At 68.8% G+C, this 22,921-nt stretch carries 20 protein-coding genes; 12 read left to right on the forward strand and 8 right to left on the reverse strand.

Annotation, left to right across the window (positions count from 1 at the left end; genetic code table 11):
* Positions 1 to 15: 15 nt before the first annotated feature.
* The gene (locus CFB81_RS17890; RefSeq protein ID WP_089436046.1) at positions 16 to 588 is read right to left on the reverse strand and encodes an NADPH-dependent FMN reductase; all 573 of its coding nucleotides are present in this window, start codon (positions 586 to 588) and stop codon (positions 16 to 18) included.
* A 54-nt stretch (positions 589 to 642) separates the two neighbouring features.
* Entirely contained in the window at positions 643 to 1,329 is a 687-nt protein-coding gene (locus CFB81_RS17895; protein WP_179235998.1) for a histone acetyltransferase, read from the reverse strand.
* Positions 1,330 to 2,018: 689 nt separating this feature from the next.
* On the opposite strand from CFB81_RS17895, the gene cml reads away from it, so the two are divergent.
* Positions 2,019 to 3,218, forward strand: a complete 1,200-nt coding sequence (gene cml, locus CFB81_RS17900; RefSeq protein WP_089436048.1) for a CmlA/FloR family chloramphenicol efflux MFS transporter — start codon at positions 2,019 to 2,021, stop codon at positions 3,216 to 3,218.
* A 61-nt stretch (positions 3,219 to 3,279) separates the two neighbouring features.
* On the opposite strand, the gene CFB81_RS17905 is transcribed toward cml, so the two are convergent.
* Positions 3,280 to 4,563 (reverse strand): isoprenylcysteine carboxylmethyltransferase family protein, encoded by a 1,284-nt coding sequence (locus CFB81_RS17905; protein WP_089436049.1) that lies wholly within the window; start codon positions 4,561 to 4,563, stop codon positions 3,280 to 3,282.
* 127 nt (positions 4,564 to 4,690) lie between these two features.
* Positions 4,691 to 6,709, reverse strand: a complete 2,019-nt coding sequence (locus tag CFB81_RS17910; RefSeq protein WP_089436050.1) for a collagen-like triple helix repeat-containing protein — start codon at positions 6,707 to 6,709, stop codon at positions 4,691 to 4,693.
* A 362-nt stretch (positions 6,710 to 7,071) separates the two neighbouring features.
* Here CFB81_RS17910 and CFB81_RS17915 point away from each other — a divergent pair, with 362 nt between their 5' ends.
* A complete protein-coding gene (locus CFB81_RS17915) occupies positions 7,072 to 7,470 on the forward strand; it encodes a carboxymuconolactone decarboxylase family protein (protein WP_089436051.1) in 399 nt (132 codons plus the stop codon).
* Positions 7,471 to 7,526: 56 nt separating this feature from the next.
* Here the strand turns inward: CFB81_RS17915 and CFB81_RS17920 are convergent, their stop codons facing one another.
* The 3 genes from CFB81_RS17920 to CFB81_RS17930 are packed head-to-tail and all read right to left on the reverse strand — an operon-like array spanning position 7,527 to position 11,003.
* Positions 7,527 to 8,510, reverse strand: coding sequence for an alpha/beta fold hydrolase (locus CFB81_RS17920; protein ID WP_089436052.1), 984 nt, complete (start codon positions 8,508 to 8,510; stop codon positions 7,527 to 7,529).
* Between the two features lie 7 nt (positions 8,511 to 8,517).
* Entirely contained in the window at positions 8,518 to 10,104 is a 1,587-nt protein-coding gene (locus CFB81_RS17925; protein WP_089436053.1) for an NAD(P)/FAD-dependent oxidoreductase, read from the reverse strand.
* On the reverse strand, positions 10,101 to 11,003 hold the full coding sequence (locus tag CFB81_RS17930) for an SDR family oxidoreductase (RefSeq protein ID WP_089436054.1): 903 nt from the start codon (positions 11,001 to 11,003) through the stop codon (positions 10,101 to 10,103). The genes CFB81_RS17925 and CFB81_RS17930 overlap by 4 nt, the downstream gene beginning before the upstream one ends.
* A gap of 88 nt (positions 11,004 to 11,091) precedes the next feature.
* Here CFB81_RS17930 and CFB81_RS17935 point away from each other — a divergent pair, with 88 nt between their 5' ends.
* The 3 genes from CFB81_RS17935 to CFB81_RS17945 all read left to right on the forward strand — a co-directional run bounded on the left by CFB81_RS17935 (position 11,092) and on the right by CFB81_RS17945 (position 12,443).
* Positions 11,092 to 11,751, forward strand: a complete 660-nt coding sequence (locus CFB81_RS17935) for a TetR/AcrR family transcriptional regulator (RefSeq protein WP_089436055.1) — start codon at positions 11,092 to 11,094, stop codon at positions 11,749 to 11,751.
* Between the two features lie 93 nt (positions 11,752 to 11,844).
* Positions 11,845 to 12,117 carry a type II toxin-antitoxin system Phd/YefM family antitoxin gene (locus tag CFB81_RS17940; protein ID WP_069617249.1) on the forward strand — a complete coding sequence of 91 codons (273 nt, stop codon included), beginning with the start codon at positions 11,845 to 11,847 and terminating at the stop codon, positions 12,115 to 12,117.
* The gene (locus CFB81_RS17945) at positions 12,114 to 12,443 is read left to right on the forward strand and encodes a type II toxin-antitoxin system RelE/ParE family toxin (RefSeq protein ID WP_089436056.1); all 330 of its coding nucleotides are present in this window, start codon (positions 12,114 to 12,116) and stop codon (positions 12,441 to 12,443) included. The genes CFB81_RS17940 and CFB81_RS17945 overlap by 4 nt, the downstream gene beginning before the upstream one ends.
* A gap of 31 nt (positions 12,444 to 12,474) precedes the next feature.
* On the opposite strand, the gene CFB81_RS17950 is transcribed toward CFB81_RS17945, so the two are convergent.
* Positions 12,475 to 13,416 (reverse strand): LysR family transcriptional regulator, encoded by a 942-nt coding sequence (locus CFB81_RS17950; protein ID WP_069617251.1) that lies wholly within the window; start codon positions 13,414 to 13,416, stop codon positions 12,475 to 12,477.
* A 126-nt stretch (positions 13,417 to 13,542) separates the two neighbouring features.
* Between CFB81_RS17950 and CFB81_RS17955 the strand changes: the two genes are divergently transcribed.
* From CFB81_RS17955 to CFB81_RS17990, 7 genes are all read left to right on the forward strand, one after another.
* Entirely contained in the window at positions 13,543 to 14,187 is a 645-nt protein-coding gene (locus CFB81_RS17955; protein ID WP_023475046.1) for a glutathione S-transferase family protein, read from the forward strand.
* A 35-nt stretch (positions 14,188 to 14,222) separates the two neighbouring features.
* Positions 14,223 to 16,286: a pyridoxamine 5'-phosphate oxidase family protein gene (locus CFB81_RS17960; RefSeq protein ID WP_089436057.1), complete on the forward strand. Its 2,064-nt coding sequence runs from the start codon at positions 14,223 to 14,225 to the stop codon at positions 16,284 to 16,286.
* A gap of 120 nt (positions 16,287 to 16,406) precedes the next feature.
* On the forward strand, positions 16,407 to 16,610 hold the full coding sequence (locus CFB81_RS17965) for a DUF2970 domain-containing protein (RefSeq protein ID WP_050014477.1): 204 nt from the start codon (positions 16,407 to 16,409) through the stop codon (positions 16,608 to 16,610).
* Between the two features lie 618 nt (positions 16,611 to 17,228).
* A complete protein-coding gene (locus tag CFB81_RS17975) occupies positions 17,229 to 19,460 on the forward strand; it encodes a TonB-dependent siderophore receptor (protein ID WP_089436058.1) in 2,232 nt (743 codons plus the stop codon).
* A 59-nt stretch (positions 19,461 to 19,519) separates the two neighbouring features.
* A complete protein-coding gene (gene pnuC / locus CFB81_RS17980; protein WP_069617254.1) occupies positions 19,520 to 20,152 on the forward strand; it encodes a nicotinamide riboside transporter PnuC in 633 nt (210 codons plus the stop codon).
* Between the two features lie 32 nt (positions 20,153 to 20,184).
* Positions 20,185 to 21,375 carry a phosphotransferase enzyme family protein gene (locus tag CFB81_RS17985; RefSeq protein ID WP_089436059.1) on the forward strand — a complete coding sequence of 397 codons (1,191 nt, stop codon included), beginning with the start codon at positions 20,185 to 20,187 and terminating at the stop codon, positions 21,373 to 21,375.
* 242 nt (positions 21,376 to 21,617) lie between these two features.
* Positions 21,618 to 22,919, forward strand: coding sequence for a TolC family protein (locus CFB81_RS17990; RefSeq protein WP_089436060.1), 1,302 nt, complete (start codon positions 21,618 to 21,620; stop codon positions 22,917 to 22,919).
* Positions 22,920 to 22,921: the final 2 nt, after the last annotated feature.

Here is a 22,921-nt window from a genome sequence, read left to right on the forward strand (position 1 = left end):
CAGCGGGTGGATCGCCTATCGGTCGGCAGCCGGGGCGTCGATTACCGTGCGCAGCGCGTGCAATGCTTCGACGAGCGCCGACGCGAACGGCGGATGGGCGGCGATGCCCGCCGCGTCGAGTTGGCTGCCGAGGATCGGCAGTGCGATCGATGCATCTTCGACGATCCGCGCCGACATCACCGACAGCGTTTCCCGTAGCGCCGCGTCCGCATGCGTCGCGCGGGGCGCTGCGTTCAGCACCGCGACCGGCTTGTACACGACGGCCTCGCATCCCACGACCCAGTCCAATGCGTTCTTCATCACGCCCGTGACGCCATGCGCGTATTCGGGGCTCGCGATGACGATGCCGTCGGCCGCGTTCAGGCGGTCGATCAGATCGCGCACCGCGACGGGCGTCGGGTATTCGGCATCGGGATTGAACAACGGGAATTCGCCGAGACGATGGAAGCGCGCGATATGCATGTCGTGCGGTGCGACGAGTGCGGCTGCGTCGAGCAATGCGGCGTTGTACGACTGCGCGCGCAGGCTGCCGCAAAGCGCGACGATGTCGATGCGGCGCTCGGAGGCGGTTCGGGTTTCGTTGGCCATCGCGGAACGTGTGGGTGGGTGGCTCGCGCGGCGGCGGCGCGCGGCTCCGGCGAATTATCGCATCGGGGCGTGAGCCATGTGAGCGACGGGCCGCGCGTGGCCGACGCTCCGCACGGGATGTCGTTCGTGTTCCCCGCGCCGCACGTTCCCGTTCGCATCCTCGGCGGCATCGACGCCGGTCATCCCGGTTGCTTGCGCCAGTTCACCGAGCGTCCATCCATTCCCGAGCAACAGCCGCCGCGTATGCAGCGCACCGTGTACGTCGTCGGCGACGGCTTCGCCGAGATAATGCAGCGCGCGGCCTTCGACGTCGACGAAGCCATGCGCGTAATCCTGCGCGAGCGCCGTCCACAACTGCGCGGCGCCGACCGACTGGCGCGCGCCGCTGATCAGGCACAGGCCCGCGTCAAGCCCCCATCGATACAGCGTCGTCGCGAGCCCCTTGCGTTGCGCCGAGCCGCGCAGCCGCGTATGCGGCGCGCGCAGGTAGCGATCCGCGCGGCGCGGGATGTCGGGAAGCCGGTTGAACACCGTATAGCCGGCGAGCTGGCGGGCCACCGGATCCTCGACGTAAAGAAAATATTCGCCGTCGGCTTCACGGTGACGGACGATCAGGCCCGAACGGCCGAGCGCGACGGCCGGCAGCCCGTTCAGGCGATGGCCCGGCTGGTGCAGGCGTTCATACAAGGTGTCGAGTTCGTCGTCGATGTCGTGTTGGGAATGCTGTACGTCGATACGCATGGCAAAAGGCGCCCGTCCCGGGCGCATCGAGAAAGGGTTTCATGGCAACGGGGGGAACGGAAATGGAAGCGGCCCCCGGGCTCGGCGAAGCGAGCCGGGGCCGCGAATCAGCTGGGGATGTGCTGAAAACCGGCGGCGATCGCGGCGAGGCCCGCGATGCAGAGTGCGAACAGGATCAGGACTTTGTGGATCACGCCTCTTTCCTCTTGAATGCGCGGCGCCGACGGGCGGCGTCGCGGAGACGGTGAGCGGCGGGCACGGCCCGCACGGCCGTCGTGCGGGACGACGGTCGGGCGTCCGGGCGACGGGCGCGCGCGGACGGTCAGCACCATACGCGACGGGCAACGGGCGGGCAATCGGACTGACGGAGAAAAGCGATGAAACGCGAGGAATCGCGGTGTTTCGCGGCAATTGGCCGCATGGGGGCTGTGGGCACGCCACGATTCGCCGCGAAGGCCGCAGTTGATCGCGCAGCGGTTTCCGACAGCAGCCCTTGTTCATGCGTCGAAATCGCATACACTTCACCGCGAACGAACCCCACAAGGGTCTGACCATGGGAGCGGGCCCGTCCACGGATCGCTGAGCCGCAACAACGTGCTTCACCCGGTTGTTGCGGCGATCTCCTCTCGTCGATGACTCAGCAGGCAGATTGCCGCCGGATTTCCCTTTTTCCGAGCGGATGCTTCGTCATGCCTGATCAAACCCGAACCACGCCCGCGTGGGCTTATTCGCTGCCGTCGGCCTTGCTGCTGATGGCCCCTTTCGATCTCCTCGCGTCGCTGGCGATGGACGTGTATCTGCCGGTGGTGCCGGAGATGCCGACGGCGCTGCACACGTCGCCCGCCATCGTGCAGCTGACGCTGAGCGTCTACATGGTCGTCCTCGGCCTCGGCCAGCTGGTGTTCGGCCCGCTGTCGGACCGGTTCGGACGTCGCCCCGTGCTCCTGGGCGGTGCGTTACTGTTCTCGGCGAGTTCGCTGGCGCTCGCGATGGCGGGAAGCGGCGGCGTATTCGTCGCGTTGCGCCTGCTGCAGGCGCTGGGGGCATCCGCCGCGCTCGTGGCGACCTTTGCAACGGTGCGCGACGTCTATGCCGACCGTCCGGAAGGCAGCACCCTCTACAGCCAGTTCGGCGCGATCCTCGCGTTCGTCCCGGCGCTCGGACCGATGCTCGGCGCGGGCATTGCGCACGGTTTCGGCTGGCGCGCGATTTTCGTGATGCTCGGCGGCGCCGGATGTCTGGCGCTCGGCCGCGCGTCGTCGCGTTGGCACGAAACGCGGCGACGAGCCGGCGGCACGCCGCGGTACCCCGTCGTATCGATCCTGCGCAGTCCGTCTTTCCTCGTCTATTCGTTCGGTTTCGGCACGGCCATGGGCGCATTTTTCGTGTTCTTTTCGATTGCGCCGCGTGTGCTGGTCGGGCAGGCCGGCTATTCCCGCACCGAATTCAGCGCGGCGTTCGCCACCGTGGCGATCGTGATGATCGTTGCCGCGCGCTTTGCGCGAGGGTGTGTGTCGAGCTGGGGGATTCCGGGCTGTTTTGTGCGCGGCGCGGGCGTCATGATGGCCGGCGCAATCGCGCTAGCGGCGTGCACGGCCCTGATGGCGCCGTCGTTCGTCGCGTTCGTGATGCCGATGTGGATCGTCGCGATCGGCATCGTGCTGATGTCGTCGGTGACGGCGAACGGTGCGCTTCGGGATTTCGACGACGCGGCGGGGACGGCGGTCGCGTTGTATTACTGCGTGCAGAGCCTGATCGTCGGCGGTGCCGGCACGTTCGTGACGCTGGCGCTGCCCGGCGATACGCCGTGGCCGCTGGCGGCGTTTTGTTTCGTCATGCCGACGGCATGCGTCGTCTCGCTCGCCGTGTCGAAGCGCACGCGCGGATGAACCCGTGTGTGTGCGTGCCGGCCGGGTCGATGCATCGGCGGCCCGGCCGGGAAGCGGCGCGTCACACCGCCTGCCGCCCGCCGAACGCGTGCCGGATTCGCGCGAACAACCCGTGCTGCGCGATCCACTCCGCATACGCGCGATAGTCGGGATCGCGCATCAGATGACGCTCTTCCGTCTTCGCACGCGTGTAGTAGATCAGGTTGACCGCGACGAGCCCCGCGCAGTGCATGAGCCCGATCTGCCAGCCGAGCGGTTCGACGAACGGCACCGACACCATCCAGTACGACAGGTTCTTCGTGATGTACGCCGGATGCTTCGTGAAGCGGTACGGGCCCGACGTGATGATTCCGCGGTTGGTAAGGTTCGAGAACCGCAGCCCGAACGAGATCGTGCACAGCGCGTAGGTCAGCAGCAGCAGGATGATCGCCGTGCCCCAGATCGCGCGCAGCGTCGGCGCCGACAGCAGCCAGTTGTCCCAGAACAGCGAGCCTTCGTAGCGGATGTAGTTGTTCGAGATCAGCGACCAGAACGGCTGGTAGCAGATCAGCGCGGCGACCCAGCCGAGCGTCGTCGGCTCGACGGTGCGCACGTGGCTGTCGAGGATGCGGAACGTGCACAGATAGCCGACGGTGCCGAACATCAGGTCCATCGTGAACGACAGGTCGTACATGAACACGAAGGTCGCGATCGTCATCGGCGCATGCATCGCGTTCGCGAGCGACGCGCTCAGGTGATCGGCGTCCTTCGACAGGTAGACGGTCATCAGCGGCAGGAAGAACGCCTTCACGCCCCAGCCGGCCAGCATCTCGCGCACCGGCTTCCAGCTCGCGGGCCGCTCGCGGCGAAACAGGAAGCGGCCCCACAGCAGGTACGCGTCGTCGGTCTCGCGCTGGTGGCGATCCATCCACGCGAAGTAGAACGGCGCGGCGACGATCACGTACGGCGCGAGCGCGCGCAGCAGCGACCAGAACGGCAGGTAGAACGCGCCGTGGTATTCGGGCAGCAGCCAGTAGATCGCGCCGATGCCCGCATAGATCGACGTCAGCGCGCCGAGTCGCGTGGCCACGCGCGCGATGCCGAGCGGTCGGACGGCCTGCCGCGACAGCCCCGCGCTCGGGCGCAGGTAGACGCGCGAGATGAAGAGTTCGTGCAGTGCGATCGTGCCGATGATCGCGAGGCTCGCGATGACGGCGCGCGTGGCCGCGTCGAGGGCCGGGTGGTCGCGCGTGACCCATAGCGCGAAGAGTCCGGCCGCGATGCCGAGCAGGCCGGCGCGCAACGGCGTGGCGGAACGGGGTGGGCGGTCCGGGGCGGCGACGATGCCGTCGAGCGTGGAATTCATGATCGGATCCTCGTAGGGATGAGGGCCGGCGCCCCCGCTTGGCGGGTGACGCCGGCCGTCGGCCGGGCTGTTTATGGATGCGCGCCCGGCCATTGGCCTGTCGTTCTGATACGTGATGCGTTAAGGCTTACTTCTTGGTGACGCCGCCCAGCAGACCGCCGAGCAGGTTCGTCACCGGCGACAGCAGGTTGCCGGTGCCGCTCGCGGCGCCGCCGCTCGTGCCGCCGGTCAGGCCGGTCACCACGGAGCCGCTGCCGCCCGGCGTCGTCACGGTGCCCGTTGCGCCGCCAGGGCTGACCGTGCCGACGGCGCCGGCCGAGCCGGCCGGCGTGCCCAGCGCACCGGTGAGCGTGCCGACCGGGCCGCTCGTCAGCACGCCGCCGAGCGCGCCGGACACGTTGCCGCCCGGCGTCGTGACGGTGCCGGTGAGGCTCGCGCCGAGCGGCGTCAGCGAGTTGACGAGGTTGGTGACCGGCGCGAGCAGGCCGCCGACGCCTGCGCCGCTCGTCCCGCTGGTGCCGCCGGTGCCGCTTGAGCCGATGCTGCCGAGCGCACCCGTTACCGTGCCGAGCAGGCCGGTGATCGGCGCCAGCGGGCCGCCGCTGGTACCGCTCGTGCCGCCTGAGCCGCTCGAGCTGCCGCCACCGAGTGCGCCCGTCAGCGAACCGAGCACGCCCGTGATCGGGGCGAGCGGATTGGTGCCGCTGCTGGAGCTGCCGCTGGACAGCAGGCCGCCGGCCGATGCCACCGTGTTGCCGAGCTGGGACACGCTGCTGCCGGCGCTCGTGCCGACCGGGTTGCCGGTTGCGCCGCCGACCTGCGAACCGACGAGGCCGAGGCCGCTGCCGAGCGTGCTCAGCAAGCCGTTGAGCGGGGCGCCGAGCAGGGTCGCGTTGCCGAGCGTCTGCGTGACGCCCGGCGTTGTGACGCCGCCGGTCAGCGTGTTCGTGATCGGGTTGATCACGCTGCCGAGCTGCGTCTCGAGTTGCTGGACCGGCGCGCTGTTCAGCGCCGTGTTCAGCGCCGATGCGGTCGAGTTGACCGCGGTGCCGACCGTGTTGACGAGACTGCCGACGAGGGTCGTCGCCGGCGCGAGCGGCGACAGCGGACCGGTGCCGAGGCTCGTCACGGCATTGCCGAGGTTGTTGACCGCGCCGCCGGCGCCGGTCAGCAGGCCGGTGGTCGACGTGAGCGTCGGCCCGAGCGGGTTCGGCGACACGCCGATCGAACCGAGGCCGGCCGCGACGCCGTTGCCGAGCGATTGCACGCCGTTGCCGAGGCTGCTGACCGCGTTGCCGACGCTGTTGACCGTCGTCGCGTTCGTGCCGGGAATCTGCACGCCGCCGATCTGGGCGCCGCCGTTCACGACCGTCGTGCCGAGCGCCGTCACGAGGTTGCCGGATTGCTGAAGGACATTGCCGAGGGGGGTGACGCTGGTGCCGGAGGTGCCTGACGTACCTGACGTACCGGAAGTGCCTGATGTGCCCGAAGTACCGGAAGTACCGGAAGTGCCCGACGTACCTGAGGTGCCTGACGTACCTGAGGTGCCTGACGTACCGGAGGTGCCCGACGTGCCGGAAGTGCCTGACGTACCTGAGGTGCCCGACGTGCCGGAAGTACCCGACGTACCGGAGGTGCCCGACGTACCGGAGGTGCCCGACGTACCGGAGGTGCCCGACGTGCCGGAAGTGCCTGACGTGCCGGAAGTACCCGACGTACCGGAGGTGCCCGACGTACCGGAGGTGCCCGACGTGCCGGAAGTGCCTGACGTGCCGGAAGTACCCGACGTACCGGAAGTACCCGAAGTACCCGAAGTACCCGAAGTACCCGAAGTACCCGAAGTACCGGAAGTGCCTGACGTACCGGAGGTGCCCGACGTGCCGGAAGTGCCTGACGTACCGGAGGTGCCCGACGTACCCGAGGTGCCGGAAGTGCCAGAAGTCCCCGACGACCCCGAACTACCTCCGCCCGACGTCCCCGACGAACCGCCGCCCGATGTTCCGGAAGTCCCCGACGTGCCGCTTGTCCCGGACGTGCTCGGCTTGATGGTCGGCGTCGTCGGTCCATCGACCGAGCCGCAGCCGTACAGCGCGAGCAGTGACGAGACGGCCATCGTTACCGTCGTCTTCTTGAAGAGAATGTGCATGTTGGCCTCGACATTGGAAGTGTGTCCAAGCCTTCACTGCAAATTCCGCGCCACGGCATGTTTCGCAAAACGGTGTCGTGATTTGTTGCGGGAATCGGGTATATCGATGCGATTTAAACGGAGGAATGGCGGTTTCGCGCGACAGGCACGCGCGGCGCGCGAACGTCGCGGCTGCGATGTTCCCGTAAGGCGCCGTAACGCGCGACGGGATGTTACGTAGCGTTCGACCGCACGTGACGCGCGCGGCCGCGAACCGAGGCCCGCACCTTTGACGAAACGCGCCGTCCCGCCGAACATGACGCGAACCCCCCGGCCGCCGGCGGCGCAGCAGCGGCCACGACGCCAACCACGAGGACACCGACATGAGCGAACAGGACAGGGAATACGGCAAGGCGCGGCGGATCGACGTGATGGGCGAGGCGTTCGTCGAGCGCGCGATGAGCGACCTCGACGGATTCTCGCGCCCGCTGCAGAACTGGCTGAACGAGCATGCGTGGGGCAGCACGTGGCAGCGGGGCGGGATCGACCTGAAGACGCGCAGCCTGTGCACGTGCGCGATGCTGGCGGCGCTCGGCCGCGGCACGGAGCTGAAGGGGCACATCCGCGGCGCGCTCAACAACGGCGCGAGCCTCGTCGAGATCCGCGAGGTATTGCTGCACAGCGCGCTGTACGCCGGGGCGCCGGCCGCGGTCGAGGCGTTTCGCAGCGCGCGCGAGGTGCTCACGGAGCGGGGGCTGTCGATGCCCGACGACGAAGCCTGATTCCGTCGCGGCGTCGGCTGCCCGCCACGGAACAGGCCGCGCTTCGTCGCCGCGATCTACGCGATGCGCACGGGCTGTGCCGCAACGTCGGCCGGCGCGGCGGCGACTTCGAGCAGCCAGTCGGCCGTCGCCTCGGGCATCGTGACCGGCAGCATGTGCCCGCCGTCGACGACCTTCAGCCGCACGCGCGCCGATTTCTTCGCGAGCGCGTCGCCGTGCTCGCGCCAGTTCAGGATCGGATCGGCTTGGCCGTACAGCACGTCGACCGGCAGCGCGAGCTCCGCGTAGCGGCGCGCCATCGCAGGCAGGTCGACGGGCGCCGACAACAGGTCCGTCGCCGTCGCGTAGAACACGTGCGGGCGCATCCCGAGCAGGCCGCCGCCCTTGACCGGGAAGTCGCGCGGCACGTCCTCCGGCGCGAACACCTGGCGCACGGCCTTGCGGCCCGTCAGGATCGTCAGCGGGATCGCGAAGGTCCACGACACGAAACGGCGCACGAGCGGCGACGGCAGCATCAACGGCTTGAACGGCGCGGGCGGCTCGGTCTGCTCGTGCGACAGCGGCGCGATCAGCGCGAGCCGGCTCACGCGGTCCGCATGGTTGAGGCCGACCGCGAGCGCGATCGCGCCGCCGAGCGAGTGGCCGACCAGTACCGGCTTGTCGAGCTGCAGCGCGTCGATGAATGCGGCCACCGTGCGGGCCTGCGCGAACACGTTCGCCTGCGAGGCCGCGCCGCGCAGCGAGCGGCCGGCGCCCGGGCGGTCGATCAGGATCACGCGATGCTGTTGTGCGAGCCGCGTGAGCGGCAGGTACGCGAAATTGCGCCATTGCCCCGCGAGCCCGTGGACGAACACGATCGGCGGGCCGTTGCCGTATTCGACGTAGTGGATACGATCGCCGTCGATGTCGACGAAGCGGCCTTCGGGGGGGAACGCGCGCGTCACGCGACGGGCCACGTAGCCGGAAAACAGCGCGAGCGCGGCGAGCACCGCGACGACGCCGAGCAGCACGTTCTGGATCAGGTGGAGCGTAGGAGTCATGTCGGCCTCAGCGGGTGTCGAGTGCGGGTTCGGCTGCCGGCGCGGCGGCGGCGGCCGGGCCGGTTCGGGCGCGGCGCTCGAAATGCATCGCGGAATCGGCGAGCGCGCTGAACTTCAGCGACGCGAGATCGAGCACGTAGTTCTGGTGAAATTTCCACGGCTTGCGGTGCCCCTGCTTCGGCAGGATGCCGGCCGCGCGCTGGATGTAGCCCGAGCTCAGGTTGACGGCCGGCACGTCGCCCAGATCGCCCGTGCCAAGCCGCGGCACGCATGTGTCGTACCCGTTCGCGCGCATGTGGTTGAGCAGCCGGCACACGTAGCGCGCGATCAGCTCGGCCTTCAGCGTCCACGATGCATTCGTGTAGCCGAACGACGACGCGAGGTTCGGCACGTCGCTGTACATCATTCCCTTGTACGACACCGTTTCCGGCAAATCGACCGCGCGGCCGTCGACCGTCACGCGCGCGCCGCCGAGCATCTTCACCTTCAGCCCGGTCGCGGTGACGATCACATCCGCGTCGAGCTGCTGGCCGCTCTTCAGCGCGAGTCCGGTCGGCGTGAAGCGCTCGATTTCGTCGGTGACGATCGATGCGCGGCCCGCGCGGATGGCCTTGAACAGGTCGCCGTTCGGCACGAGGCACACGCGCTGGTCCCACGGCATGTAGCGCGGCGTCAGGTGCTTCGCGACGTCGAAGTCGGGGCCGAGCTGCCTGCTGGCCGCGCGGATGATGAATTGCTTCGTCCGGTCGGGCTTGCGGCGCGACACGTTGTACAGGTACATCGTCAGCAGCACGTTCTTCACGCGCACGAGCCGGTGCGCGAGCCGCGACGGCAGCACGCGGCGCAGCGCGTTCGCGATCTTGTCGCGCGCGGGCAGCGACACGATGTAGGTCGGCGAGCGCTGCAGCATCGTCACGTGCTGTGCGTCGGCCGCCATCGACGGCACCAGCGTGACGGCCGTCGCGCCGCTGCCGATCACGACCACGCGCCGGTTCGCGTACGACAGGTCCTTCGGCCAGTGCTGCGGATGCACGAGCTTGCCCCTGAACGTGTCCATGCCTGGCCAGTCGGGCAGGTAGCCGGCGTCGTAATCGTAGTAGCCGCTGCACATGAACAGGAAGCGACAGGTGTAGACGAGCGTGTCGGTCGCGCCGTCCCGCGTGCGCTCGACGCGGACCGTCCAGCGCGCGCGGTTCGAATCCCAGTCGGCCGCGACGACCTTCCGGCCGTAGCGGATCATCTTGTCGATGCCGTAGGTGCGCGCGGTGTCGCGGATGTAGTCGAGGATCGTCTGCCCGTCGGAGATCGCCTTGTCGCTGTGCCATGGACGGAAGCTGTAGCCGAGCGTGAACATGTCGGAATCCGAACGAACGCCCGGATAGCGGAACAGGTCCCAGGTGCCGCCGATCGCGTCGCGCGCCTCGACGATCGCCACGCTCGCATGCGGGCAGCGCTGCTTCAGGTGATACGCGGCGCCGATGCCGGACAGGCCGGCGCCGACGATCAGCACGTCGAGGTCGCGGTGATCGTCACCGTCGTGGCGGGCGTCGGCGGCGGGCGGCGCGTCGTGCCGGTCGGTCGTCGTCGAGATCATGCGGGGTCCTGGGTCGGCGTGGTCGGGCGCGCGGCCGGAGCGTGCGCGCGTTCGAGGTTGCGTGCGCGGGCGCGGCGCACGTGGCGCAGCATCAGCCGCTGGTAACCGGCGCCGAGCAGCCGCGCGATCCGGTCGAGCCGGCGCGCGTCGGCACCGACCAGCACGCGGCGCGCATTGCGCTCGACACCCGCGAGGATCTGCCGCGCGGCTTCGTCGGGCGTCGTCGCGTTGATCAGGCGGTTCGCCTGGCGGCGATGGGTCGCTTCGTCCTGGCCCGTCAGCGCGTGGATGCTGGTGTCGACGCGGCCCGCGTCGACGATGTTCGTCGCGACGCCGCCCGGATGCACACAGGTCGCGCTCACCGGCGCGCCGTCGAGTTCGAGCTCCATCCGCAGCGCCTCGGTGAAGCCGCGCACCGCGAACTTGGTCGCGTTGTACGCGCTTTGCGTCGGCATCGCGACGAGCCCGAACAGGCTCGACGTGTTGACGACGTGGCCGTCGCCCGACGCGCGCAGATGCGGCAGGAACGCCTGCGTGCCGTGCACGACGCCCCAGAAATTGATGCCGACGATCCATTCGAGATCGGCAAGACGTGCGGTTTCGGCGCTGGCGGCCAGCGACACACCCGCATTGTTGAAGATCAGGTTGGCCTTGCCGTGCTCGGCCCGAACGAAATCGGCCCACGCGAACACCGCGTCGCGGTCGGCGACGTCGAGCCGCCGTGTGCTCACACGCACGCCGTGCCGCGCGCAGATGGCCGCCGTGCCGGCGAGCCCGACATCGTCGACGTCGGCGAGCGCGACCTCGCAGCCGCGCCGCGCCAGTTCGACCGCGAGGCTGCGGCCCATGCCCGAACCGGCGCCCGTGACCGCGGCGACCTTGCCGGAAAATCCCTTCATCCGTCGTTCCTCCCGTTCCGCTTGCGCTGTACCGGCGGCGCATCTATTGTGGTGTTGTTCGTCACCACTTTAGTTTTCGGGTGTCCTGATGTCAAATAGCGGAATGGAGAAAGCACTCGAAACGGAAAAAAAGGGGCGGTCGTATGGCGGCGTGGCGCCGGAGGTGCGGGCCGCCGAGCGGCGCGACGCACTGATCCGCGCGGCGACGCGCGTGTTCGGCACGGTGGGTTTTCGCAAGGCGACCGTGCGGTCGATCTGCCAGGAAGCGAAGCTGAACGACCGCTATTTTTATGCGGCATTCGACAGCACCGAGGATTTGTTGCGTTGCACCTACCTGCATCACGCGCAGCAATTGCATGACGCGGTCGCGCAGGCGGTCGCCGCGCGCGGCGGCGATTTGCGCGAGCGCGTCGACGCGGGACTCGCCGCGTTCTTCGCGTTTCTGCGCGACCCGTGCGCGGCGCGCGTGCTGCTGCTCGAGGTGATGGGCGTGAGCGCGGATACCGACATGACGTATCAGCGCATGCTGATCGACTTCGGCAAGCTGATCATGGCGATCGGCGCGCCGGGCGAGGCCGTCACACCGGCCGAGCGCACCGAGCAGCGGCTGATCGGGCTCGCGCTGGTGGGCGCGATGACGAACGTCGGCGCGGCGTGGCTGCTGACCGAATATCGCGATCCGGAGGCGCAGATGATCGCCAGTTGCAGGAAGGTGTTGTTGGGGACGTTGGGGGAAGCGGGTGGGTAAGGACGCGGTGATCGGTCGACTATCCTCGCCTGAGCAAGACCGAATTCAGACTATAATCGGTCTCATCCGGTGCCCGGCCAAAGGACGCATTCCATGAAATTCTCCACTCAAGTCAAACCGATCAGCTATCTCAAGAGTCACGCGGCCGAGATCGTCAAGGACATCTCGGAGAGCCGCGAGCCGATGCTCATCACCCAGAACGGCGAGGCGAAGCTCGTCGTCATGGACGTCAAGTCGTATGAGGAGCATGAAGAGACACTCGCGCTGCTGAAATTGCTTGCGCTGGGCAACCGCGAGATCGACCAAGGTCACTTTCGTCCTGTCGAGGATGTTTTCGCCGACCTCGACAAGGATGATGATCAATGACGTTACGCGTTGTCGTTCTTCGTTCGGCGGAAGAAGATCTGAAGACGTTGAAGCGTTATCTCCTGTCGAATTTCGGTTCGGAAACCTGGCAGGCGAGCTATGGCCAGATCAAGGATGCCATCGCGTCGCTTCGTGCCTTTCCTGCTCAGGGCCGGATTCCCGACGAGCTCGCGCATATCAACCTCAGTCAGTATCGCGAAGTCGTTGCCGGAATGAATCGCATCATTTACGACGTGCGCGGCGACACGATCCATGTGCATATCGTGTGCGATACGCGTAGGGATTTGAAGTCGTTGCTCATGAGACGGCTCATGCAGGCGTATTGAAGGCGGACCTCTGCCTTTCTCCGTTTTTTTGCTATTTCGAGCGTGAGCGTCTCTTCGTGGGCGCGATCGGCGTTTCCCCAAGCCTCGCCTTCATCGCCTCGACAAACGCCCGCACCTTCGGCGACGGCAGCCGCGTCGACGGATACACCGCATGGATCCCGGCCGGCGCCGTATGCCAGCCCGGCAGCAGCCGCACGAGCCGGCCGGCCGCGACGTCGTCCGCGGTCGAGAAATCCGTCAGCAGCCCGAAGCCGCCGCCCGCGAGCACGATCGCGCGGCACGCGGTCGCGGTGTTCGACACCACCGGCGCGACGCAGCGCACCGACGCTCGGCCGCCGCGCACGTTATCGAGTTCGAGCGTATGCGGGCGCGGCAGCGACGACAGCATCACGAACGGCAGCGCGGCGAGCGCATCGGGATCGCGCGGCAGCCCGTGCCGCGCGACGAACGCCGGGCTCGCGACCAGCCATTTCTCGTAGGTGCCGAGCTGCACCGCGCGATAGTTGGAATCGGCGAGACGGCCGATGCGGATCGCGACGTCGAGGTTGTCCGCGACGAGATCGACGACGCGGTCGTTCGCGACGAGTTCGACGGCGAGCGCCGGATGCCGGTCGCGCAGCGCGACGACGGCCGGCGCGACCACCAGCGCGCCATAGTCGATCGGCACGCTCACGCGCAGCGTGCCGCGCAGCGGCCCGGCGTCGGACGACACCGCGTCGAGCGCGGCTTCGGTGGCGCGCACGATATCGCGGCACGCGTCGTAGAACACGCGGCCGGCATCGGTCACACTTAGCCGCCGCGTCGTGCGCACCAGCAGGTTCGCGCCGACCTCGGATTCGAGGCGCTGCATGTGCGTGCTGACGACCGTCTTCGCGAGGCCGAGCCGCTCGGCCGCGGCCGTCAGCGAGCCGGCGTCGACCACCGCGACGAAGATCGCCAGCCGGTTCAGGTTCACGTCGCGCAGATCGGCCATCGTCGATTGTCCTATGAAAGCGGAGAATGTTTCCGCGATTATCCGTCTTCCGGTGACGAACGGCGAGCGCTACGCTGGAGTCGTTCGTCGCCGATCCCCGGCGGCGCGAGATTCCGGAGTGTTTCCATGTCTGCCGCCAGCAAGCCCGCCTCGCCGATCCGCGTCTATTCGTTCCTGCTGTCCGGGCACGCGCACCGTGTCCGGTTGTTCCTGTCGCTGCTCGGGTTGCCGTCGAAGACCATCGACGTCGATCTCGCGGCCGGCGCGCAGCGCGAACCGGCGTTCCTCGCGTTGAATCCGCTCGGGCAGGTGCCGGTGATCGACGACGGCGGTACCGTGATCGCCGATTCGAACGCGATCCTCGTGTATCTCGCGAAGCGCTACGGCGACGCGCACTGGCTGCCCGACGATCCCGTCGGCGCGGCCGTCGTGCAGCGCTGGCTGTCGTACGCGGCCGGCCCGATCGCATCGGGCCCCGCGGCCGCGCGGCTCGTGACCGTGTTCGGTGCGCAGCTCGACCCGGAAGCGGCCAAGCGCACGGCCGCGAAGGTGCTCGACGTGATCGATCGCGAGCTGGCCGGCAAGCCGTTCGCGGCCGGCGCGCAGCCGACGATCGCGGACATCGCCGCGTACACGTACATCGCGCACGCGCCGGAAGGCGGCGTGTCGCTCGAACCGTATCCGCACGTGCGTGCTTGGCTGGCCCGTATCGAGGCGCTGCCGGGCTTCGTCGCGATGCCGACGACGCGCGCGGGCCTGCTTGCCGCTTGACGCTCACTGCCGCCGCGCCTGTTCAGGAGAACGCGATGAATGCGCCGACCGCCGTCGTACCGGGCTGGGAACTCGATACCGCGCCGTTTCACGCGGGCGAGCTTGCCGTGCAGCAGCGCGCAGGCGTGACGGACGCGGCGGGCGCGGCCGGCCGGCGCGGAATCCGGCGCTTCATGCCGGATCAGCACCGGACGTTTTTCGCGCAACTGCCGTTCTTCGTGCTCGGCGGCGTCGATGCAAGCGGGCAGCCGTGGGCGACGCTGCGGGTCGGTGCGCCGGGTTTCGTCACGTCGCCGGATGCACGCACGCTGCGCATCGCGGCGCGCGCGCTGCCGGGCGATCCGCTGGCCGGCGCGTGGCAGGCGGGCGCACCGCTCGGCGGGCTCGGCATCGAATTCGATACGCGACGGCGCAATCGCGTGAACGGCGTCGTGCGCGCGGCCGACGGCGATGCGCTGACGATCGCGGTCGAGCAGAGCTTCGGCAATTGTGCGAAGTACATCCAGGGCCGCAAGCCGACTTTCATCGCGCGGGACGTCGGGGCGTCCGTCGCGCCGGACGTATCGGATGCACTGAGCGACGCCGACCGCGCGCTGCTCGAGCAGGCCGATACGTTCTTCGTCGCGAGTGCGAACACGTCAGCGGACGCGGGCGCGGCGCGCGGCGCGGACGTGTCGCATCGCGGCGGGATGCCGGGCTTCGTGCGCGTCGACGATGCGCGCACGCTGACGACGCCCGATTTCAGCGGCAACCGGTTCTTCAATACGCTGGGCAACCTGCAGCACGATCCGCGCGCGGGGCTGCTGTTCGTCGATTTCGACAGCGGCGATGTGCTGTATGTCGCCGGGCACGCGGAGATCGTGTGGGACGGCCCGGTCGTCGCGTCGTTCGACGGCGCGCAGCGCGTCGTGCGTTTCCACGTGCGGGAAGTGCGGCGCATGCGGGCGGTGCTGCCGTTCCGGTGGTCGGCGGTCGAGCGCGCGCCGCAGTTCGCGGCGATGGCGGCGTCGTCGGGTGGCGCGGCGACAACGGCCGGATCTGCGCCGTCCGCGGCCGCGCCGGCATCGACGCCCGCATGGCGGTCGCTGCGGATCGCGAAGATCGTCGACGAAGCGCGCGCGGTCCGGTCGTTTCATTTCGAACCGGCGGACGGCGGCGCATTGCCGGCCTACGAAGCCGGTCAGCACCTGACGTTGCGCATCGCGCTGCCGGGCAGCGACGCGCCGACGATGCGCAGCTACACGCTGTCCGACGCGCCGGGCGGCGCACACTACCGGATCACCGTGAAGCGCGAAGGACGCGTATCGGCGTGGCTGCACGATCACGCGCAGGCCGGCATGACGCTCGACGCGCAGATGCCGCGCGGCCGCTTCACGTTCGATCTCGCAAGCCCGCGCCCGGCCGTGCTGGTGTCGGCCGGCATCGGCATCACGCCGATGGTCGCGATGCTGCGCCGGGCACTGGCCGACGACACGCCGTCGCGTCGCGTCGTGTTCGTGCACGGCGCACGCGAAGCGGCCGACCGGCCATTCGCCGCGGAACTGGTGCGCATCGCGGCCACCGATGCACGCGTGTCGCTTCACTGGTTCGACAGTCATCCTCACGAAGGCTCAATTGCGCGGGCCGGCCGCATCAACATCGGGCAATTGAAGCGGATCCTTTCATTCGACGATTACGATTTCTATTTGTGCGGGCCGTCAGCATTCATGCGCGACCTGTACGACGGGCTGCGCGCGCTGAACGTGCCGGACGAGCGCATCCGGTTCGAGGCGTTCGGGCCGTCGAGTGTCTCGCGCAGTGCGGCCCGGGCAACTGCCCCGCCCGCGACGGAAAGCGTGCCCGTCGTGTTCCGGCGCACGGCGCGCGAAGCCGCGTGGACGCCCGCCGACGGCACGCTGCTCGAATTCGCGGAAGGGCAGCGCGTGGCCGTGCCGTCCGAATGCCGCTCCGGGTCGTGCGGCACGTGCGCGACGCGCGTGCTGTCCGGCGCGGTCGACTACGAGCAAACGCCCGATGCGCCGGTCGAACCCGGCTGCGCGCTGCTGTGTGTCGCGCGGCCCGCGCAAGGGGCCACGGCGCCACTCGTGCTCGACCGCTGACGCACCTGCGGCCTGCGGCCGCAGATGGCCTGCTGCGCGAAAAGCACGCGCAACTGCTTCTTTTTTCGGATGCCGTCCGGATCGACGATAGCGTCAACCGATTCGATAAAGGAGCCCATCATGAAACTGCTCGGCATGGTCCGCCTGGTCCTGTGGAGTTTTTTCGGCGTACGCAACAGCAAGGCGCACGCGAACGATCTCGCGAACGCCAACTTCACGCTGCTGCCGTTCGTGGCGCTTCTGCTTGCGCTGCTGGTCGGCGCGGTCATTTACGGCGTCGTGCATCTGGTCGTCGATCCGACCGTGACGATGCAGGGCTTCTGAGCGAACAGCCGGTGAACCGGTAGCGGGCCGCCATTCCCGCTCCGGTTTGCGGTTGCCCGACCGGCGCACGATGACGCCGGTTTCAGCGTCGGCACACGCCGCGGGAATCGCGACCGCATCGCCACCGTTGTCGCGCCGCCCGAACCGCCTGCCCCCGTTCCCGCCTTCCCCGTTTCCCGTTCCGCCCGATTCGGCGGTCCTTCGCCCCGCCCGGGGTAAAATGCGCGCCACGCCGCGATGTCGCGCGCGACGGACAGGCCGCCGTTCCGATGAACGGCCGGCGCGACTGCCCGCCGCCCGAACCGGGGCGTTCGAAGCGTCCCCCGCATGACACGACCGCGTGACGCAGCCGCCGCCCGACAGGCACCCGACGAATCCGTCGGCCGCTGCATCGGCTTCCGGCGCGTCATCCGAATCCGATGTCCCATCCTGCGTTGTTCCGACCGGCCGGCCCGCTTGCACGCCGCAGGGTCTGGTTCGTCCGATGAATATCGTGTCGACGGAACGCGTCCGGCGACGGGCGCGGCGGCGTTCGCGGACGCACGCTTCGCAGCTTCCTAACGGGTTTTCGGGTTTCGGGTTTCGACAGGTCGAATGGCGAGTTTTCCATCCAGAACAATGACGGTGAATAGAACAACAGCGGCACGCGCACGGCGGCGGCGCGCGAAGGTCGGGCTCGGTGTCGGTCTCGGCGTCACGCTTTTCGCGGCGCACGCTGCCGCGGCTCAGGGCGACACGGCCGCACCGGGCGCCGACGCGGCCGGCAACGCGACGCTGCCCACGATCACGGTGAGCGGCGAGCGCGGCCACGCGTTGCGCGCGCGCGAAGCGTCGGTCGCGGGGCTCGACGACGCGCCGCTGCGCGACACGCCGGCGTCGGTGAACGTCATCACGCGCGCGCTGATCGACGATCAGCAGGCGAAGCGGCTGAGCGACGTCGTGCGCAACGATGCGTCGGTCGTCAACGACTATGCGCCGGTCGGCTATTTCGAGGGCTTCGCGATTCGCGGCTTTCCGGTCGATCTCGCGAGCGCGATCCGGATCGACGGGCTGACGGTATCCGGCGAGCAGAACGTGCCGCTAGAAAACAAGGAACGCGTCGAGATCCTGAAGGGGCTCGCGGGCATCGATAGCGGCGTCGTCGCGCCGGGCGGCGTGATCAACTTCGTGACCAAGCGCTCCGCGAACGTCGCGAGCGTCACGGGCGGCGTCGACAGCCGCGGCTCGACGTCGGCGGCCGTCGATCTCGGCCGCCGCTTCGGCCCGGACAATCAGTTCGGTTTCCGGATCAACGCGGCGAAGGAGAACATGCACTCGTATATCGACGGCACGAACGGACGGCGCACGTTCGGCTCGATCGCCGCCGACTGGGACATCAGCCCCCGCGCGAGCCTGCAGCTGAACGCGGAATTCCAGCAGTGGATCCAGCGTTCCGCGCCCGGCTACCAGTTGCTGGGCGGCACGGTCGTGCCGTCGGTGAAGACCACGTCGAAGGCGCTCGGCACGCAGCCGTGGGCGAAGCCGGTGACGACCGATGCGTTGAACCTGAACGCGCGTTTCGACTACCAGTTCAACGACGACTGGAAGGCGTACATCGCTGCCGGTCGCAGCCGCACGATGATCGACGACAACAGCGCGTTCGCGTACGGCTGCTCGTACGCGGCAAGCTGCGCGGCCGGCGCGACGTCGCCGTTCTTCTTCGGCGCGAACGGCGACTACGACGTGTACGACTTCCGCAGCCCCGGCGAATACCGGCGCAACGACGATCTGCGCGCGGTCACGACCGGCAAGTTCGCGACGGGGCCGCTACGGCACGAACTGACGCTCGGCGTGAGCGTGCAGCGCCGCGTCGTGCACATGGCCGACGCCGTGTACGACTACGTGGGCAGCGAGAATATCTACGGGCCGGACCTGACCTTCCCGCCGTCACCCAATGCGCCGGGGCCGTCGTATCCGCGCCTCGACGCATGGCAGTACGGCGTGTTCGGGCTCGACCGCATCAGCATCGGCGAACACTGGCAGGTGCTCGCGGGCGGCAAGGAAGTGTTGCTGCGCCAGCGTAGCTGGAGCAGCCTCGACGGCGAGACGACGCATACCGACCGCTCGGTGTTCCTGCCGCAGGTCGCGCTCGTCTACAAGCCGGTGAACGTGCTGTCGCTGTATGCGTCGTACAGCAAGGCGCTGTCGCTCGGCGACCAGGCGCCCGTGCGCGCGACCAACGCGTATGCGTTCCTGCCGCCCGTCGAATCGCACCAGATCGAGGTCGGCGCGAAATACGACTGGCTCGACCGGCTGAGCTTGACGGCCGCCGTGTTCTCGATCAGCAAGCCGTTCCAGTTCGCCGACCCGGACGCGTCGGGCACGTCCTACACGTTCGTGCAGCGCGGCACGCAGCGGCACCAGGGGATCGAACTCGGCGCGGCCGGGCGCGTGACCGAGCGGCTGGGCCTCACGGCCAGCGTCGCGGCGATTCGCGCCCGCGCGGTCGATTCGGGCTCGCCCGCCTACGAAGGACATCAGGTCATCAACGTGCCCGCGTTGCGCGCGTCGCTGTACGCGGACTACGCGGTGCCGGGCGTCGCAGGCCTGAACGTGCTCGGCGGCGTCGAGTACAGCGCCACACGCAACGCGAACGAGGAAGGCACCGCGCGCGTGCCGTCGTGGTTCGTATTCAATCTCGGCGCGCGCTATACGACGAAGATCGGCGGCCATCGTACGGTGTTGCGCGTGTCGGTGGACAATCTGTTCAACAAGTTCTACTGGCGCGACGCAGGCGAGCAGCAGGGCGATGCGTACCTGTTCCCCGGTGCGCCGCGCACCGCGCGCGTATCGTTGACCTATGATTTCTGACCGACCGGAAGCGGCCGCGTGACGCGCGGCCCCGGCAGCCCACCAGGAGAGCACAGACGATGTCCCCACTCGAAATCGCCGGCGTGATCGTCAGCGCGCTCGCGATCTGGCTGACCGCGAAGCGGCGCATGCTGTGCTGGCCGGTCGGCCTCGCGTCGGTCGCGCTGTACGGCTGGATCTTCTTCGACGCGAAGCTGTACTCGGACATGCTGCTGCAGGGCGCGTTCGCGGTGCTGCAGGTGTACGGCTGGCAGCGCTGGCTCGCGCAGCGCGCGAGCGAGGCAGGCGGCGACGCGGCGCCGGCCGGCGATGTCGCGCCTGTCACCGGCGTGCGGCCACTCACGATGCTGCCCGACCTGATCGCGGCGGTCATCGGCAGCGCGCTGCTCGGCGGGATGATGGCGCGCTGGACCGATGCGGCGCTGCCGTTCGTCGATGCGTCGCTGACCGCGTTCAGCCTCGTCGCGCAATACTGGACCGCACGGCGCTACATCGCGTCGTGGGGGCTGTGGATCGTCGTGAATGTGGTGTACGTCGGGATGTTCGTGTTCAAGGAACTGTATCTGACGGCCGGACTCTATGCGCTGTTCATCGGGCTGGCCGTCGTCGGCTGGCGCGACTGGAGCCGGACGGCCGCCGCGTTGCGGGCGGCATCGGGCGGCCCGCTCGCTTCGGGCGGCGGCACACGCTGATTCACGCATTCAACTACGGAGCAACGCCGTTCATGTCATTCCCCCTCGAGCCGGACGGCCCCCTGTCGCGCGACGTCGCGCCGCCGCAATTCGGCGTGGACGGCGAGCAGGCCGAACGCGACTGGCCGCTGATCACGCACGACGAAGTGGCGGCCGTGCTCGCGCGGATCGACGGCGTGGGCGAGCCGGTGCGGCTGACGTGGCACAGCCCGCGGCAGTTCGCGGCCGCCGTGCTCGTGCGGATGGCGGACGGCCGCGGGTTGTTCGTCAAGCGACATCACGCAAGCCTGCGCGATGTCGCGGGGCTCGAGGAAGAGCATCGTTTCATCGCGCATCTGCGCGAACGCGGGATGCCGGTGGTGGACGTGCTGGCCGATCGTCACGGTGCGACCGCGTTTGCTTCCGGCGAGTGGACGTACGAGGTGCACGTGCTCGCGCCGGGCGTCGATCCGTATCGCGGCGTGATGTCGTGGCAGCCGTTCACGCATGCTTCTCATGCGTATGCGGCCGGCCGCGCGCTGGCCGAACTGCATCGCGCGTCGGCCGGCTACGATGCGCCCGCGCGGCCCGTGCGCACGCTGCTGTCGAGTTTTCGCGTGCTGTCGTCCGCCGATCTGGCGGGTGCGCTCGAACGCTGGGTCGATGCGCAGCCGCTGCTCGTGCGCGCGCTGGGCTCGCGTGACTGGCGCGGTGATGTGGCCGACGCGATCGGCCCGTTTCACGCGCGTCTCGTGCCGCTGCTGCCCACGTTGACGCCGCTGTGGACGCACGGCGACTGGCATGCGTCGAACCTGCTGTGGACCGATGCGGGGCCCGGCGCGCAGGTACGTACCGTGCTCGATTTCGGCTTGTCGGACCGCACTTGCGCGGTGATGGATGTCGCGCTGGCGATCGAGCGCAATACGGTCGACTGGATGGCGCCAGCCGATGCACGGCGCGTGGAATACGACCAGATCGACGCGCTGCTCGATGGTTACGAATCCCTCGAACCGCTGAGCGACGACGCATACGCGGCGCTCGTCGCGCTGCTGCCGATCGTGCATACGGAGTTCGCGCTGTCGGAAGTCGCGTATTTCGGCTGCATCATCGATGCGCCGGCGATTGTGGACATTGCGTACGACGGCTATCTGATCGGGCACGCGCGCTGGTTCGGCGAACGCGACGGGCGGCAGTTGCTGGACTGGCTCGTGCAGCGGCGGCGGGGGAAGCAGCGCATCACCTGATTCACGCGCGGGGCGTATGGCCGGCACGTCTCGAATCTCCGAACTTCTGCATTCTTTCGTGCGGCCATCGTGCCGCGCGCTCACCGAATCTTCCTGATTGTCGAAAGGGACGCCGTTCCCCCAAGGGCACCGCACGTCGGCGTACGGTTGCGCCCAACATGACGGAAATATCATCTTCGCCTCATGTTCGCACTGCGGCCGGTCCGTAGCATCGGTCGCGAACCGTTACCGCAGAACCGAACATGCTCAAGCTCAACCTCGTCGCGGCCATCGTCTTCGCGATGGCCGCGACGGCTCATGCGCAGCCCTCGCTGTCGCCGGCTCCGGCTACCGCCGCCGCGCCGATCGGCGCACCGCCATCCGACACATTTCCGGCATCGTCACTGACGCTGTCCGATGCGCTCGCGGTCGCAGCCCGGAACAATCCGGCACTGCGCGGCGCGCGCGCGGACGTCGATGCATCGGCCGGCGCGCTGATGCAGGCCGGCGCACGGCCCAACCCGGAAATCTCGTTCCTGCAGGAAGGTTTCAGCCGCGCGGAACGCACGTCGACCGCGTTGATCAACCAGACCATCGAACTGGGCGGCAAGCGCCGCGCGCGGCTCGACGTCGCGTCCTACGGCCGCGAGGCAGCCAACGCGTCGTTCGACGACCAGGGCGCGGCCGTACGCGCCGACGTGATCGCCGCGTTCTACGGGCTGCTCGCCGCGCAGCGCCAGCTTCAGGTGACCGAGGAATCGGCCGCGATCGCCGCGCGCTCCGCAGATCTAGCCGGACGCCGCGCGCAGGCCGGCAAGGTGTCGCCGGTCGAGGCGACCAAGGCGCAGGTGGCGGCGGCCGGCGTGCAGATCGAAGTCGTGACCGCGCGCGGCCGTGTCGACGTCGCGCGCGAAAAACTGAACGCGGTGATGGGCGAGGCGCGCAACGACCGGCTTGCGGTGCTCGGCGACCTGGAAACCGTGCCGTCGGTCGAGCCGCTGTCCGCGCTGACCGCGCAGCTCGACGATGCTCCGCTCGCGCGGGCCGCGCGAGCCGAGATGCTGCGCTCGAACGCGGCTGTGTCGCTCGAACGCGCGCGGCGCATGCCGGACGTAACCGTCAGCGCGGGCGTAAAACGCGTGACCACGGGCGGCGTGCCCGACAACCAGGCCGTGGTCGGCGTGTCGATCCCGATTCCGCTGTTCGACACGAACAAGGGCGCGTTGTTCGAGGCAACGCACAAGGCTACGCGCGCGAACGCCGACCTCGATCGCGAACGCACGCGCCTGCGGCTGGAACTGACGCGCGCATACGCGAATTTCGAGGGGGCCGAGCAGGAAGCGCAGCGGCTGAAGTCCGACATCCTGCCGGCCGCGCGCCTCGCGCTCGATGCGATGTCGCGCGGCTACGAACTCGGGAAGTTCAGTTTCCTCGACGTGCTCGATGCGCAGCGCACGCTGTTCCAGGGGCAGTCGCAATACGTGCGTGCGCTCGCCGACGCCCATGCGGCCCGCGCCGACATCGGCCGGCTCGTCGGCACGCCGCTCGCGGCCGTCGCGCCATAAGC

The sequence above is a fragment of the Burkholderia sp. AU28863 genome (assembly GCF_002223195.1).
In the GTDB taxonomy this organism is placed as follows: domain Bacteria; phylum Pseudomonadota; class Gammaproteobacteria; order Burkholderiales; family Burkholderiaceae; genus Burkholderia; species Burkholderia sola.